Raw genomic sequence first — 16,500 nt, 5'->3', positions numbered from 1 at the left:
CATCAAGAAGCAACACTTCATTCAGCTTTTCTAAGATAAGGGGAAATTATAATGAAAAAAATTACAGAGTATGAAAATAAAAAAGTCCTTGTTCTTGGACTTGCTAAAAGTGGTGTTAGTGCGGCTAAGTTGTTGCATGAGCTAGGTGCATTAGTAACGGTAAATGACTTTAAACAATTTGATCAAAACCCTGAAGCCCAAGATTTATTAACCTTGGGTATTCGTGTTGTTACAGGGGGGCATCCAATTGAACTTTTAGATGAAGATTTTTCTTTGATCGTAAAGAATCCAGGGATTCCTTATTCAAATCCTTTGGTAGCAAAAGCAATAAGCATACAATTACCTGTGCTTACAGAAGTAGAGCTTGCTTATCAAATCGCAGAATGTCCTATTATTGGGATTACGGGAACAAATGGGAAAACAACAACCACTACAATGATTGGGTTACTGCTGAATGCAGAGCGTAAAAATGGCACTGCTCGTTTAGCTGGGAATATTGGCTATCCAGCAAGCGAAGTTGCTGAAAAAGCTAGTGCAGCAGATGATATTGTTATGGAATTATCAAGTTTTCAATTGATGGGAATCCAAACTTTTCGTCCACAAATAGCTGTAATCACAAATATTTACGAAGCACATTTAGATTATCATGGGTCAAGAGAAGAGTATGTAAAAGCCAAATGGGCAATACAAGAAAATATGCAAGAAAATGATTTTCTTGTTTTAAATTGGAACCAGCAAGAATTACAAGAGTTAAGCAAGCAAACAAAAGCTGAAATTATTCCATTTTCAACGAAAGAAAAAGTTGCCGGTGCTTATCTTGTAGACGGGAAAATTTACTTCAAAGAAGAATATATCATGCTGGCAGCAGAACTTGGTGTACCAGGCAGTCATAATATTGAGAATGCATTGGCTGCGATTTCTGTTGCTAAATTAAAAGATACTCCAACAGAGGTGATCAGAAAAACTTTAATGGTGTTTACTGGAGTACCTCATCGCACGCAATATGTTGGAGAAATCTCAGGACGAAAATTTTACAATGATTCAAAAGCGACTAATATCTTGGCTACGGAGATGGCTTTAAGCGGGTTTAATCACTCTTCGCTTGTCTTATTAGCCGGTGGACTAGATCGAGGAAATAGCTTTGATGAGTTGGTTCCCTCACTAAAAGGAATCAAGGCAATTATTCTTTTCGGTGAAACAAAAGATAAACTGCACAAAGCAGCAGTCGAAGCCGGAATCAAAACAATTTATTTGACAGAAAACGTTCAAACGGCTGTACAAGAAGCCTATGATTTTTCTGAAAAAAATGATACTATTCTATTATCGCCTGCGTGCGCAAGTTGGGATCAGTATCCTAATTTTGAACTGCGCGGAGAGGCGTTTATCCAAGCGATGCACCAGCTAAAAGACATAGAAAAGTGAGATAATTATGAAGATATTAATAACCGGCGGCGGAACAGGTGGACACATTTATCCAGGTTTAGCCTTTGTGAACTATATGAAACAAATAGATCCTGATACTGAGTTCATGTACGTTGGAACACAAATAGGCCTAGAGAGCAAAATTGTGCCAAAATACAATATTCCGTTTGAAACGATCAGAATCCAAGGGTTTCGTCGTTCGCTCAGTCCTCAGAATATTAAAACAGTCTATCTTTTCCTAAACAGTATCGGAAAAGCTAAAAAAATTATTAAAGAGTTTCAACCTGATGTTGTCATTGGAACAGGTGGCTATGTCTCAGGTTCGGTGGTCTATGCTGCAAAGCAGTTAAACATCCCAACCATCATACATGAGCAAAATAGTATACCTGGAATGACAAACAAGTTTTTAAGTAAATATGCGACTAAAGTAGCCATTTGTTTTCCTGATGTTGCTGAATATTTTCCTAAAGATAAGGTCGTTTTGACAGGGAATCCAAGAGCTCAAGAAGTCGTTATGATCGAGAAAACGGATGTTTTAAAAGACTATGGACTAGACCCTAACAAAAAAACAGTCGTAATTTTTGGTGGAAGCCGTGGTGCATTGAAAATAAATCAAGCGTTCATTGAAGCCTTCTCTCTATTTGAACAGCGTGAGTATCAAGTTCTATACGCATCAGGCGAGCGATATTATAAAGAATTACAAGAAACATTAAAACTGTCAGAAAAAAAATTGACAAACATCAGTATTCAGCCTTATATTGATAAAATGGCTGAGGTTTTAGCCGCAGCAGATTTAATGGTTGGACGGGCTGGAGCGACCTCTATCGCAGAATTTACAGCGTTAGGATTACCTGCGATTTTAGTACCAAGTCCATACGTCACAAATGATCATCAAACAAAGAATGCCCAAAGTTTAGTCAAATCTGGAGCAGTTGAGATGATCGCGGACAAAGAACTTACTGGTTCTGATCTAGCAACAACAATCGATGAAATTTTGTTAAATGAATCCCGCCATCAATCTATGGCTAAGGCTTCTAAAAAAGAAGGAATTCCAGATGCCGGTGAAAGACTGTACAAAGTGGTGAAAGAGATAACTTGATAGGAGGTGTAAAAGATTAGTAAGAAAAAAGACAATTCAAGGGGTCAAGAAGACCAAAAATTAGATAATTCTGAACAAATAGATGAGCAAAATCTGACCCCATGGCAAAAAGAAAATCTAGAATATTTAAAAAAGCAAGGCGACAAGCCAGTATGGAACCCTTCTGTGGTTTCAGATGAAAAAGAAGAAGAGCCTGTTGAAGATGAAAACACTGAAACAGACGACGAAACGCCTTCAGAGGAGTCGGAAGTAAAACAAAAGAAAACTTACGAATCTTTTGCAGACCGCTTACCAAAAATAAAAAAAGTACGAAATACACGATTGTTTCGTAGATTGACATTGATCGTTTCAGTCTTTTTGATAGCAATTCTCATTGTACTTTATTTTGTTTCGCCACTTAGTAAGTTAGGTAAGATTAGTGTGACAGGAACTAAAGATGTTAATAGTCAAGAGATCATTGCTCAGTCTAAATTAGAGAAGGACCAAAGTTTGTGGGAACAGTTTGGGGATAGAAAAATTTATGAAGATAAGATCAAGCGTCAAATCCCCCGTGTAAAAAAAGCAACGATTTCATTAAGTGGGATCAATTCATTTAATATAAAAATTGAAGAATATAAAGTAGTTGCTTTAGAATCTGTTCATCCTAATTATCATCCGATTTTAGAAAATGGGAAAATTTTACCTGAAGAGATGAAAGCACCTATAAGTGGTATGCCCATTTTTCTAAACTTCAAAGATCAGTCGATCATAAAAAATTTAATGAATTCTTATAACAAACTGCCTGAGGAATTGAAACAAAATATCTCGGAAATTCGTTATGCTCCATCAAAAGCAAACAAAGAGTTGATTAATATTAATATGAAAGATGCCAATGAAGTAATCGTAAATATCTCTCAATTAGATGAGAAAATGGCGTATTATAGCAAGGTAGCAAGCCAAATGGAGAAACCAGGAATCATCGATATGGAAGTGGGAATCTTCTCATATCCATTTAAGAATGAGGAGACAGAAGAAAGTGTGGAAGAATCTTCACAGGTCTTAGAATAATATAAAAAAAAATAAAACAACAAATTAGTAGAATCTACTTTCTAAAAAGCCTATGTTTATGGTAAAATTGAAAGAAGTGAGTATTCATAAAAAATATATATGTAAACAGGTGTTTTTTGCCCGCTTACATATTGGAATTAATAGGAGGAGGAACCCCATTCATGGCAAAGACAGGAATGTATGTAGGCCTTGATATCGGTACAACATCAGTGAAAGTTGTAGTTGCTGAGTTTATCGAAGGTCAAATGAATATCATCGGCGTAGGAAACGCAAAATCTGATGGATTAAATCGAGGGATCATTGTCGATATAGATAAAACAGTTAATGCGATTCAAAGAGCAGTAAAACAAGCAGAAGAAAAAGCGGGAATTCAAATTAAAAGTGTGAATGTGGGGTTACCAGCAAACTTACTTGAAGTTGAAAATTGCCAAGGAATGATCGCTGTAAGTAGTGAGTCAAAAGAAATCACTGATGAAGATGTAAGAAACGTAGCATCTGCAGCTCTGGTTCGTTCAACTCCTCCTGAACGTCAAATCGTAGCAATCTTGCCTCAAGAATTCACGGTGGATGGATTCGAAGGGATTAAAGATCCACGGGGAATGATTGGCGTTCGCTTAGAAATGTTCGGAGTGGTCTTTACAGGTCCGAAAACAATTATTCACAATACTAGAAAATGCGTTGAAAAAGCAGGCTTAATAGTTAATGAATTAGTGATAATGCCATTAGCCCTAACTGAAACAGTTCTTTCTGATGGTGAAAAAGATTTTGGTACTATCGTGATTGACATGGGTGGCGGACAAACAACAACATCTGTGATGCATGATAAACAATTGAAATTTACTCATGTAAACCAAGAAGGTGGAGAGTTTGTCACTAAAGATGTTTCGATCGTATTGAATACATCATTTAATAACGCGGAAGCACTAAAAATCAATTATGGTGATGCTTATCCTGAACGAACATCAGTAAGTGAAGAATTTCCAGTAGATGTGATTGGTAAGTCTGAACCTGTAAAAGTTGATGAACGTTACCTTTCCGAAGTGATTGAAGCGAGAGTTGAACAAATCTTTAAGAAATCTAAAGAAGTATTAGACGAAATCGATGCTTTAGAACTTCCTGGTGGAGTAATTTTAACTGGCGGTGGCGCAAGCCTTCCGGGTGTCGTTGATTTAGCACAAGAAATTTTTGATGCAAGTGTGAAACTATATGTACCGAACCATATGGGATTACGTAACCCAGTCTTTACAAATGTGATCAGTATTGTAGAATATTCTGCTCAGCTGAATGACATTTATCATATTGCCAAGGGTGCGATTCCAGGCGAAAAGATCAAGTCATCACAGCCAATAGCAGTTCAACAAGAAGTACAATATGATACTTATACAGATACAACTCAAGATGATTACGACGATTCTGAAATTCACGAATCTGGTGAAAAAGTTACAGGTAAAATAAAAGACTTCTTCTCAAACATTTTTGACTAACAATTCAAACAGGAGGAAACGATACTATGGAATTTTCTTTAGACAATAACATTAACAATGGCGCTGTCATTAAAGTTATCGGTGTAGGCGGCGGTGGCGGCAATGCTGTTAATCGCATGATCGATGAAAACGTCAAAGGCGTTGAATTTATCGCTGCAAATACAGATGTACAAGCTCTCAAAAACTCAAAAGCAGAAACAGTGATCCAACTTGGACCTAAGTATACACGTGGTTTAGGTGCTGGATCTCAACCCGAAGTTGGCCAAAAATCAGCAGAAGAAAGTGAACAAGTAATCTCAGATGCCTTACAAGGTGCTGACATGATCTTTATCACTGCTGGAATGGGCGGCGGAACAGGAACAGGAGCTGCTCCTGTTGTTGCTAAAATCGCAAAAGAATTAGGTGCATTAACAGTTGGTGTTGTCACAAGACCATTTAGCTTTGAAGGACCAAAACGCGGACGCTACGCAGCTGAAGGAATTGCTCTTTTAAAAGAAAATGTCGATACATTATTGATTATCTCAAACAATCGTCTATTAGAAGTTGTAGATAAAAAGACACCAATGCTTGAAGCATTCCGTGAAGCAGATAATGTATTACGCCAAGGCGTACAAGGTATTTCAGATTTAATTACAGCTCCAGGCTATGTTAACTTGGACTTTGCCGATGTGAAGACTGTAATGGAAAACCAAGGCACTGCTTTAATGGGGATCGGTGTTGCTAGCGGTGAAGACCGTGTTATCGAAGCAACTAAAAAAGCTATTTCTTCTCCATTATTAGAAACATCTATTGATGGCGCTGAACAAGTATTGCTAAATATCACGGGTGGTTTAGATATGACATTGTTTGAAGCACAAGATGCTTCTGATATCGTGACAAGTGCCGCAACTGGTGATGTAAATATTATTCTAGGTACGTCAATCAATGAAGATCTAGGCGACGAAATTCGTGTTACTGTTATTGCGACAGGAATCGATCCTTCAAAAAAAGATCGTAAATCACAACGTCAAAGCAGACCTACACAAATCCAAACAGTGCAACAAGCACCCGTTTTGGATATGGAACAATCAAAACCGTCACAACCGCAACCTCAAGAAGAGACAAGTGCTTTTGGTGATTGGGATATCCGACGTGAGCAAAACGTACGACCAAAAGTTGAAGATACAACATTTGAAAATGTTGAGAAAAAAGATTTTGAAACATTTCATCGTGAAGAGCCATCACAAAATAATGACGATGAATTAAATACACCACCATTTTTCCGCAGAAAAAGATAGGAGCGATTTTTAAGCATGCTTGTTGATAACATAGAAAAAATAAATCAAGACATTCAGCTTGCATGCCAAAAAGCAGCTCGTTCAGACAATGATATAACAATGATTGCCGTAACCAAATCAGTGGAAAAAGACATTGCCAAGGAGCTTGCTGAACTTGGTATTGAGAATATGGCTGAGAACCGAGTCGATAAGTTACTAGAGAAAAAAATAGCACTTAAAAACTTTCCATCTATTAAGTGGCATTTGATTGGTAATTTACAGCGTAGGAAGGTAAAATCAATAATAAATGAGATAGATTATTTTCACGCTTTGGACAGTTTGAAATTAGCCGAAGAAATCCAAAAACGAGCAGAGAAGCAACTTGCCTGTTTCGTTGAGGTGAATGTTACTGGCGAAGAAAGTAAGCACGGATTAAATTCAGATGATGTTATCGCGTTTATTCAGCAATTAGCAGCATTTGATAAAATCAAAGTCGTAGGGTTAATGACTATGGCGCCGTTGAATGCTTCAGAGCAAGTTCTTCACGAAGTGTTTTCTAAGTTGAAAAAATTGCAACTAGCAGTAAATAATCAGCATCTGTCATATGCACCATGTACAGAGCTTAGCATGGGAATGAGTAATGATTTCTCAATTGCTATTGAAGAAGGTGCAACTTTTGTACGAATCGGAACAGCAATTTTCAGAGGTGCGTAAAGGAGGGGAATCTATGTCAATTTTTAGTAAAAATGCGTTATCGAGCTTTTTTGGATTATCTGGTGAAGATGAATATGATAATTATGATGAATACGAAGAGCAAAAGGTTGTGAATGAACAGCCCAGACAGGCGGTTCGACAATCACAAGCACAGGTACAAAGACCGACTGTAACTGAGCCTTTAACCGAAAAACCATCTGCTCGTTATCGTTCAACAGAAACACAACAAGATAAGAAAGAAAGCCGTCAGGAAACAGCATTTAATGAGCAAAAGGTTGTCTCCATGCGTAGTTCTAATAACTCAAATTCTAAACGTTCGCAAGAAACACATAGTTCAGTTAAACCAGGAAAAATCACGATTATTGAACCAAGAGTTTATTCTGAAGCAATGAATATCGCTAAACATATTATTGCAAGTGACGCTGTGTTGATTAATTTTCATTTAGTGGAAGAAAATCAAGCAAGAAGAATTGTGGACTTTCTTACAGGAACTGTTTATGCATTAGATGGAGACATTCAACGAGTAGGCGATGAAATTTTTCTTTGTACGCCGTCAAACATAGAAATCGATAGTGCTACCGCACAATCGTTAGCTAAGAAACAAATGTTTGATTTTTAGTTAGGAGGTAATGAGTATCGCTCTATTTATATTTCTATTATACAAAGGTGTTCAAATCTATTCAGGCGTTTTAATCATATATGCATTATTATCTTGGTTTCCAGGAGCTTATGATTCTACGTTTGGTCGTTTGATTTCAAGAATTTCCGAACCTTACTTAAGCTTATTTGATCGATTAAATTTGAGAATAGGTATGGTTGGTTTTAATGTAATGATTGCAATCATTGTGTTGAATTTAGCCGCGAGTGGACTGGGACGAATTTTACAACTAATCTTGTATTAATAAAAGAAAGGATGATTTATCTATGAACGCAAATGTGTATCAACATTTTCGCAAAGATGAGCATCCTTTTATTGATTCCGTTGGTGATTGGTTGGAGCAAGTTGAAAGTCAGTACGCTCCTTACTTATCGGATTTCTTAGATCCGAGGCAAGCATACATCTTAGAGACGTTGATTCGTCAAAATAGTGAACTTGAATTTCAGTTTTATGGTGGATATGAACAAGCTGAACGAAGACGCTGTTTGATTTTTCCTGATTATTACGAACCAAAGGAAGAAGATTTCGAAGTAGAATTATTAGAAATTGTTTATCCTGTAAAGTTTTCCACATTATCCCACGGTAAGGTATTGGGTACCTTAGTCAACACTGGGATCAAACGGGATTATTTTGGCGATATTATTTCTGATGGCAATCAATGGCAAGTTTTTATTGCTAAAGAAATAGCAAATTTCGTTGAAAATCAGGTAGAAAAAATCGGGAAAATATCAGTAAGAGTAGAAAAAAGAAAATATACAGAGATGATTCTTCCTAAAGATGATTGGATGCATGAGCGGACAACAATAAGTTCGTTACGTCTGGATAATTTGATCTCTAGCGTATATAATATATCTAGACAGAGATCAAAACAATTGATCGAATCTGGAAAAGTCAAAGTGAATTGGACAGAAAATACAAGACCAGATTTTTTAGTAGATTTATTAGATATTGTATCTATTAGAGGGTTTGGGCGAATCCAAATTCAAGAGTTAGAGGGGAAGACGAAAAAGGACAAGTTTCGTTTGTTACTGGGAGTTCTACGAAAATAATCCAAAGAGGTGAAGGAATATGGCATTAACTCCATTAGATATTCAAAATAAGAACTTCTCTACAAAAATGAGAGGGTACAACCAAGATGATGTCGATGATTTCTTAGATCAAGTAACGAAAGATTATGAAGATTCTCTTCAAAAAACACGTGAGCTTGAAAAATCATTAAAACACGCAGAAGAAAAATTACAATATTTCAATGAATTAAAAGATGCATTGAATCAATCTATTATTGTAGCACAAGACACTGCTGATAAAGTAAAAACGAGTGCGAACAAAGAGTCAGAAGTAATCGTTACTTCTGCTGAAAATACAGCAAATGAAATGATTTCTTCTGCTGAAAAACGTTCAAGCAATCTTATTACGTCTGCAGAAGAAAAAGCAAAAGAAATTCTAACTGACGCAACGGACCGTGCACGTCAATTAGCTGCTGAAACCGATGATTTGAAGAAGAAAACACGTGTCTTCCATCAACGTTTAAGCTTAATGTTAGAAGCACAACTGGAACAGGTGAAGAGTGAAGAATGGAATGAACTATTAAAACCCTTCTCAAGTTACGTAAGTGACTCACATACTGTTATTAAAGAAGTTTTAGCACAAGAACTTGATAAGAGCGATGATGTTGCTACAGAACCGATTGTAACAGAAGAACAACCTACACTTGAAAAAGCTGCAATTGATCCAAAAGCAATGCTTGATTTATTAAATCAAGATCCTAAATAATTCTGTAGATAAATAGAACAGAAAAGTCAATAACCATTCTTTTAGCGAGTCAATGATAGTGAAAGTTTGACAGACCCTGGTATTGAAAAGATCCTCTATTTTACTTCAAGTTTGAATAAAGTAAAACTTGACGAGTGATTTCGTTACCAATTAACAGAGGAAATAATTGAGTTGATCGATTATTTTAAATTTGGGTGGTAACGCGAGTACTTTCGTCCCTTGGGATGAAGGTGCTTTTTATTTTGCTAAGAATCACTACACTTCGTTTCGATCTCATCAATTTCTAAGCGCTAAAACACTAAAAATTGAAAGACTACGATTGGTTCTGCCAGAGTAGATGATTTGGGCTACACAATAATTAATTTATCCACAATCAATATTTTATAAATAATAGCAATAAACGAAAGTGAGGAAATAAAAATGAAAATGAAAGAAACATTACAGTTGGGAAAAACAGCTTTTCCAATGCGTGGGAATTTGCCAAATCGTGAAGTAGAATGGCAAAAAGAGTGGGAAGAAAAAAAAATCTACGAAAAACGTCAAGAATTAAACGAAGGCAAACCAACATTTGTTTTACATGATGGACCGCCATATGCCAATGGAAATATCCATCTAGGTCATTCGTTAAATAAAATTAGTAAAGATATCATTATCCGTTCAAAATCTATGTCAGGATTCCGCTCACCTTACGTTCCTGGTTGGGATACACATGGATTGCCGATCGAACAAGTATTGACAAATAAAGGGATTAAAAGAAAAGAAATGACCTTAGCTGAATATCGCGAAAAATGTGAAGAGTATGCTCGTTCGCAAGTTGATACTCAACGTGCTGATTTTAAACGTTTGGGGGTTGCGGGAGATTGGGAAAATCCTTATATCACACTGGATCCAACTTATGAGGCAGCTGAAATTCGTGTGTTTGGTAAAATGACGGAAAAAGGCTATATCTATAAAGGATTGAAACCAATTTACTGGTCTCCATCAAGTGAGTCGTCACTAGCGGAAGCAGAAATCGAATATAAAGATGTTAAATCAGCTTCTATTTATGTTGCTTTTAAAGTAGTAGATGGCAAAGGAATTTTAGATACAGATACGTCATTTGTAATCTGGACGACAACACCTTGGACACTTCCAGCAAACTTAGGAATTTCCGTGAATCCAGCGTATCAATATGTTGTTGTGAAAGCCTATGGTAAAAAATACGTTGTTGCTAAAGATCTTTTAGAGACAGTCAAAGAAGCAATCGGTTGGGATGACGTTGAGGTTCTTGAAACAATTGCTGGTAAAGACATGGAATATATGACAGCACAGCATCCATTTTATGATCGGACATCATTAGTTATGTTAGGGGATCATGTAACATTAGATGCAGGTACTGGGTTAGTACATACGGCTCCAGGACATGGTGAAGATGATTATATCGTAGGGAAAAAATACAATTTAGACGTTCTTTCACCTGTGGATAATCGTGGGGTGTATACAGATGAAGCACCAGGCTTTGAAGGAGTTTTCTACGATAAAGCAAACCCCATGATCACGGCCTTACTGGATGAAAAAGATGCGCTGTTGAAATTGGATTTCTTTACACATAGTTATCCACATGACTGGCGTACAAAGAAACCTGTCATTTATCGTGCAACACCACAATGGTTTGCATCAATCGATAAATTCCGCCAAAATATCTTAGATGAAGTTGAGAAAGTGGATTGGATTCTTCCTTGGGGAAAAACGCGTCTTTACAACATGATTCGTGATCGTGGTGACTGGGTAATTTCTCGTCAACGTGCGTGGGGCGTACCATTACCAATTTTCTACGCTGAAAACGGTGAAGCAATCATTACACCAGAAACAATCGAACATGTGGCAACTTTATTTGCTGAACATGGATCAAATATCTGGTTCAAACGTGAGGCAAAAGAATTATTGCCAGAAGGATATACACATCCAGGTTCTCCAAATGGTGAATTTACAAAAGAAAATGATATCATGGATGTTTGGTTTGACTCAGGTTCTTCTCATGAGGCCGTATTACGTCAACGTCCAGAACTAACTTTCCCAGCTGATATGTATTTAGAAGGCTCTGATCAATACCGTGGTTGGTTTAATTCGAGTATTACAACAAGTGTTGCTATCAATGGTGTAGCGCCTTATAAAGCTGTTTTATCACAAGGGTTTACGCTGGATGGCGAAGGCCGTAAAATGAGTAAATCATTGGGAAATACAATTTTACCAGATAAAGTAATCAAACAAATGGGTGCGGATATTTTGCGCCTGTGGGTAAGTAGTGTAGATTATGAAGCTGATGTACGCGTTTCTATGGATATCTTAAACCAAGTGTCTGAAGTGTACCGTAAAATCCGTAATACAATGCGCTTCTTATTAGCAAACACAAGTGATTTTGAACCCAAAGAACATACTGTTGCGTATGAAGAGTTACGTTCTGTGGATAAATATATGATGGTTCGTTTAAATCAAGTAATCCAAGAAATTCGTGAAAAAGGGTATGAGAAATATAATTTCATGCAAATTTATCGTTCAGTGATGAATTTCTTAACGGTAGACTTATCTTCTTTCTATTTAGACTTTGCTAAAGATGTAGTGTATATTGAAGCAGAAGATAACTACCAAAGACGTTGTATGCAAACAGTCTTTTATCAAATAGCTGTTTCATTAACAAAATTGTTAACACCAATTATTCCGCATACATCCGAGGAAATCTGGAGCTTCTTGAAAGAAGACGAAGAGTATGTTCAATTGGCTGAATTCCCAGGTTATGAAGAGTTTACAAATCAACAAGAATTATTAGATACTTGGGCTGCGTTCATGGACTTTAGAGATAATGTCTTAAAAGCGTTGGAAGAAGCGCGTAATTCTAAATTGATCGGTAAATCGTTAGAAGCGAAAGTAACGGTTTATCCGAATGAACAAATCAAAGAATTGTTAACAGCTGTGGATGCAGATGTCGCACAATTATTGATTGTTTCTGATTTTGAGGTAGCGACTTTAACAGCTGAAATTCCTGAAAATGTTGAAAAATTTGAGGATATGTCGATTCTTGTGGAAAAAGCAGCAGGGGAAACGTGTGAACGCTGTCGTGCCGTGCGCACAGACGTTGGTGAAAATGAAAAACTTCCGCATTTATGTGGGCGTTGTGCCACTATCGTTGAAGAAAATTATCCTGAGGCTGTTGCTGAAGGATTTGAAGCGTAAAAATCGTTAAAACAATAAAAAGAGTATTAAACAATTTTTGTTTAATACTCTTTTGTTTTAGAGACTGAAAACTTTTTCGCAATGTATGAGAGTTATTTAGTAGCATTTGAATTTAAGTAACCTATCCAAGTACCATTTTTATCATAAATTGAATAGTAGGCAGCACCGGAAAAGTGATTGTACATTCCTTGCACCTGATAGTTCTTTTTATAAAGATCAGTCGTGTTGCCTTTCTTTTTAGAAAAGGTATTGATATCTGCCCAGACGGTATATTTCTTTCTTTCGATAGTTACCTGCTTATTCGTTTTTATCCAAGCTCCTTGAGCGCCAGTAGTACTTGTTGCTCCAGCAGCATTTAAATACCCTTTCCATTTTCCTTTATTATCATAGAGCGAGTAATAGACGGCGCCAGAAACGTGGTTATATTTCCCTTTGACTTGAAATGTTTGTTGATAAAGAGGAGTGGTATTGCCTTTCTTATTAGAGAATTTATCAATATTTCCCCACAGTGTTTGTCCTTTTTTAGTAAGTGTGACATACTTGTTCTCTTTTAACCAAGCCCCTTGTGGCCCTGTAGCGCTTGTAGCCAATGCAGAATTTAGATACCCTTTCCATTTGCCTTTATTATCGTAGAGAGAGTAATAAACGGCGCCAGAAAAATGTTTATACTTGCCTTTCACTTGGTACGTTTGCTGATAAAGAGCCGTAGTGTTGCCTTTTTTACTAGAGAATTTATCGATATTTCCCCACAACGTTTGTCCTTTTTTAGTGAGCGTGACGTACTTGTTCTCTTTTAACCAAGCTCCTTGAGCCCCAGTAGCGCTCATAGTAGCCGCAGAATTTAGATAGCCTCTCCATGTTCCTTTATTGTCGTAAAGTGAGTAATAGACAGCACCTGAAACATGATTGTATTTCCCTTTAGCTTGGAATGTTTGTTGATAAAGGTTAGTTGAGTTGCCTTTTTTGCTAGAGAATTTATTGATATCTCCCCAAAGGGTTTGTCCTTTTTTTGTAAGGGTAATATATTTATTTTCACTTAACCAAATTCCTTGAGGACCAGAGGCGTTAGTCGTTGCTTCTGCGTTCAAGTAACCTTTCCAGTTGCCGTTATTATCATAAAGAGAGTAATATGTAGCACCATTCATATGTTTATATTTACCGTTGACTTTAAACGTTTTATTGTAAACTTTTGTTGTAGAGTTCGTCGTTGAGTTAAAATTAAAGTTTGACCAAATTGAATAGTTCTTTTTAGTGATCGTTACATATTGATTAGCACTGAGCCATCTTCCTTGAGCTCCGCTTTCAAGGTAGCCAGAATAGTCCATGGATATATCAAAAGGATGAGCAATTCCAGGAATGTAATATTGAGAAGACCACTGCCAGGCAGAGAATTCATTATTCCATTTCATAGCAGCCGTTGGTGTATATGGATATTGAGCAACCCACATATTTTTAGCCCCAAACTTACTCACAGAAAAATAACCGCTTGTTGCGTATGATCTATTCATGTAATACATGGGGTTAGAGTACCCTTTAGATTTTAGCGTATTGACAAAAGTCGTAGTATTAGGCGTTAAAGAAGAGTTCAGCATTTTTCCTTCTTCAATATCAATAACCATAATAGTAGATTTTGGCAATTTGAAGCGGTCAGCAAGTGAAGCAAAGTAATTTGCTTCTTTTGCAGCACTGCTGCTTGTTGTGTAATGTGCATAATGATAGGCTGATACTTTTAATCCAGCAGCTGTAGCATTATTTATTTGTTCTTGCGCAAAAGGATTAGTATAATAATCCGCTTCAGTAAGTTTTACAACTACACCTTTAATGCCGTATGTTTTCATTTTTTTAAAATTAGCAACAGATATTGAACTATTGTGAGAGGATATATCAATAAAATGTGATTTAGGTCTATTTGCTTCACCAGCATAGACAATATCCATAGAGTTGCGAAGTAGATTGCTACTTCGCGCTACAGGCGTTGAATCTGAACGACCTGATGGAAGATAGTAATCTTCAAAATAGAGCGTTTCATCAGGTTCAGTTACAGAACGTTGAGTTGTTTCCTCTTCAGAATCAACTTCAACAGAGTCAGTAGAAGAATTCACTTCAGAACTACTTTCAGTTGATTCAACTACACTAGAACTTGTCTCTGTTACCCTTTGAGTCGACTCGAGTGTACTTGAAATTGAACTGTCTACATTTGAAGTTTCCTCTGCGTAAGCTGGTAAGTTCATGCTGATGGTCAATGCGGTAAAGGCGCAAAGGATCGTGCTTTTAAATTTTATTATTTTCATTAGTTCCCCCATTATTTTAAAGTTTTCCCCGTTCACGATACCAAATATCAGGCTGCCAATCCCAAGTGAAATCATCTTGTTCTAACAATTTAAATGCAGCATCAGGTCCCATTGAACCTGCTTCATAATTTGGGAAATCTACAGATGTTTTATCCCAAGCATGACGAATGATATCAACAATACGCCAAGATTGAGCCACTTCATCCCAATGAGAGAAGTTTGTGCCATCCCCGTTCAAACTATCCAATAATAGTTTTTCATAAGCTTCTGGACTATTGCCAGTTGTTTCTGCACTGTGACGGTAATCTAATTTTACTGGTGTCGTTGTAAAGCCTTGACCAATTTCTTTGCCATTTAGAGTCATAGAGAAACCTTCAGTTGGTTGAATATAAATCGTTAGGACATTTGGTGGTAGATCGGTCTTTTCACCGCATTTGTCAACATCATCTTTGAAGACATTCACTGGGACCTGTTTGAAAACGATGTTGATCCGTGTCCCTTTTTCTGTTAAACGCTTGCCAGTGCGGATATAAAAAGGAACGCCAGACCAACGGAAATTATCGATCAGGAATTTACCAGCGACAAAGGTTTCAGTTTGAGAGTGTTCGTCAACATTAGGTTCTTCACGATACCCAACAAATACTTGGTCATCTAGTTTGCCTTGACCATATTGACCGCGAACAAAATGTTGTAATGCTTCTTTTTCTGAATAAAGACGAATAGCTTGCAATGCCTTGACTTTTTCTGCACGAATTTCAGCTTCTGAAAAAGCAACGGGTGGCTCCATTGCTAATAAGGCAACAACTTGCAAGATATGATTTTGAACCATATCTTTTAGGGCACCACTGTGTTCATAATAGCCACCACGGTCTTCAACACCAAGACTCTCAGCAAAGGTAATCTGTACATTATCGATATAGCGATTATTCCACTGTGATTCAAAGATGTTATTCGCAAAACGAATCGCTGATATATTTTGGATCATTTCTTTTCCTAAGTAATGATCGATTCTAAAAATATCTTTTTCTGGGAAAACGGCACGAATTTCTTCATTTAATTTATAAGCAGAGTCATAATCTGAGCCAAATGGTTTCTCTATGACTAAACGATCAAAACCGTTGTCCGTTAGAATTTCTTGTGATTTCAAGTGTTGTACGATAGTGCCAAAAAATTGTGGCGCCATTGCTAAGTAATAAATATGGTTGCCACCTAGTTGGTATTTATCGTTTAGAGTATCAGATAATTTTTTTAAGGTATCGTAGTGTTCAGAATCATTGACATTGTGGGACTGATAGTAGAAGTGACTTGAAAATGCCTCTGCTTCTTCAGCTGTTGGAGCCAAGTCTTTGATTGTGTCACGAACGATCTCACGATAGTGCTCGTCAGACCATTCTCTTCTTGCAGTACCGATCACTGCGAAGTGTTCAGCTAAATTTCCTTTACGATATAGACGGAATAAAGATGGATAAAGTTTTCTTTTGGCTAAATCACCAGTACCGCCAAATATAGTAAATAGAGCGATCTTTTCATTCATTTCATTTCCCCG

At 36.9% G+C, this 16,500-nt stretch carries 13 protein-coding genes; 11 read left to right on the top strand and 2 right to left on the bottom strand.

What is annotated here, in order from left to right; genetic code table 11:
* The first annotated feature begins 51 nt into the window (after nt 1-51).
* From murD to ileS, 11 genes are all read left to right on the top strand, one after another.
* Complete coding sequence (murD, locus tag IGJ34_RS12180; protein WP_430597560.1) at nt 52-1,422, top strand: UDP-N-acetylmuramoyl-L-alanine--D-glutamate ligase; 1,371 nt, start codon at nt 52-54, stop codon at nt 1,420-1,422.
* Between the two features lie 7 nt (nt 1,423-1,429).
* Nucleotides 1,430-2,521, top strand: coding sequence for an undecaprenyldiphospho-muramoylpentapeptide beta-N-acetylglucosaminyltransferase (gene murG / locus IGJ34_RS12175; protein WP_430597559.1), 1,092 nt, complete (start codon nt 1,430-1,432; stop codon nt 2,519-2,521).
* Nucleotides 2,522-2,614: 93 nt separating this feature from the next.
* The gene (locus IGJ34_RS12170; protein ID WP_069655291.1) at nt 2,615-3,568 is read left to right on the top strand and encodes a cell division protein FtsQ/DivIB; all 954 of its coding nucleotides are present in this window, start codon (nt 2,615-2,617) and stop codon (nt 3,566-3,568) included.
* Nucleotides 3,569-3,729: 161 nt separating this feature from the next.
* Nucleotides 3,730-5,052: a cell division protein FtsA gene (gene ftsA / locus IGJ34_RS12165; protein WP_069655292.1), complete on the top strand. Its 1,323-nt coding sequence runs from the start codon at nt 3,730-3,732 to the stop codon at nt 5,050-5,052.
* Between the two features lie 26 nt (nt 5,053-5,078).
* Nucleotides 5,079-6,329, top strand: coding sequence for a cell division protein FtsZ (ftsZ, locus tag IGJ34_RS12160; protein ID WP_069655293.1), 1,251 nt, complete (start codon nt 5,079-5,081; stop codon nt 6,327-6,329).
* A 15-nt stretch (nt 6,330-6,344) separates the two neighbouring features.
* A complete protein-coding gene (locus tag IGJ34_RS12155) occupies nt 6,345-7,022 on the top strand; it encodes a YggS family pyridoxal phosphate-dependent enzyme (protein WP_069655294.1) in 678 nt (225 codons plus the stop codon).
* Between the two features lie 13 nt (nt 7,023-7,035).
* The gene (locus IGJ34_RS12150) at nt 7,036-7,641 is read left to right on the top strand and encodes a cell division protein SepF (RefSeq protein WP_069655295.1); all 606 of its coding nucleotides are present in this window, start codon (nt 7,036-7,038) and stop codon (nt 7,639-7,641) included.
* 10 nt (nt 7,642-7,651) lie between these two features.
* Entirely contained in the window at nt 7,652-7,924 is a 273-nt protein-coding gene (locus IGJ34_RS12145) for a YggT family protein (protein WP_069655296.1), read from the top strand.
* A gap of 22 nt (nt 7,925-7,946) precedes the next feature.
* Nucleotides 7,947-8,729, top strand: a complete 783-nt coding sequence (locus IGJ34_RS12140) for an RNA-binding protein (protein WP_111248623.1) — start codon at nt 7,947-7,949, stop codon at nt 8,727-8,729.
* 19 nt (nt 8,730-8,748) lie between these two features.
* On the top strand, nt 8,749-9,453 hold the full coding sequence (locus IGJ34_RS12135; RefSeq protein WP_069655298.1) for a DivIVA domain-containing protein: 705 nt from the start codon (nt 8,749-8,751) through the stop codon (nt 9,451-9,453).
* 420 nt (nt 9,454-9,873) lie between these two features.
* The gene (gene ileS, locus IGJ34_RS12130) at nt 9,874-12,663 is read left to right on the top strand and encodes an isoleucine--tRNA ligase (protein ID WP_430597558.1); all 2,790 of its coding nucleotides are present in this window, start codon (nt 9,874-9,876) and stop codon (nt 12,661-12,663) included.
* A gap of 92 nt (nt 12,664-12,755) precedes the next feature.
* Here the strand turns inward: ileS and IGJ34_RS12125 are convergent, their stop codons facing one another.
* Together IGJ34_RS12125 and zwf are read right to left on the bottom strand one after the other, a co-directional pair.
* On the bottom strand, nt 12,756-14,954 hold the full coding sequence (locus IGJ34_RS12125; protein ID WP_430597557.1) for a GH25 family lysozyme: 2,199 nt from the start codon (nt 14,952-14,954) through the stop codon (nt 12,756-12,758).
* Nucleotides 14,955-14,970: 16 nt separating this feature from the next.
* Complete coding sequence (gene zwf / locus IGJ34_RS12120) at nt 14,971-16,488, bottom strand: glucose-6-phosphate dehydrogenase (protein ID WP_206849658.1); 1,518 nt, start codon at nt 16,486-16,488, stop codon at nt 14,971-14,973.
* Nucleotides 16,489-16,500 lie beyond the last annotated feature (12 nt).

Origin of the sequence: Enterococcus sp. AZ177 (assembly GCF_050544585.1) — a bacterium.
Lineage (GTDB): Bacteria > Bacillota > Bacilli > Lactobacillales > Enterococcaceae > Enterococcus_L > Enterococcus_L plantarum.
Note: the sequence above shows the minus strand (reverse complement) of the source record. Positions and strands in the feature narration are given on the sequence as shown.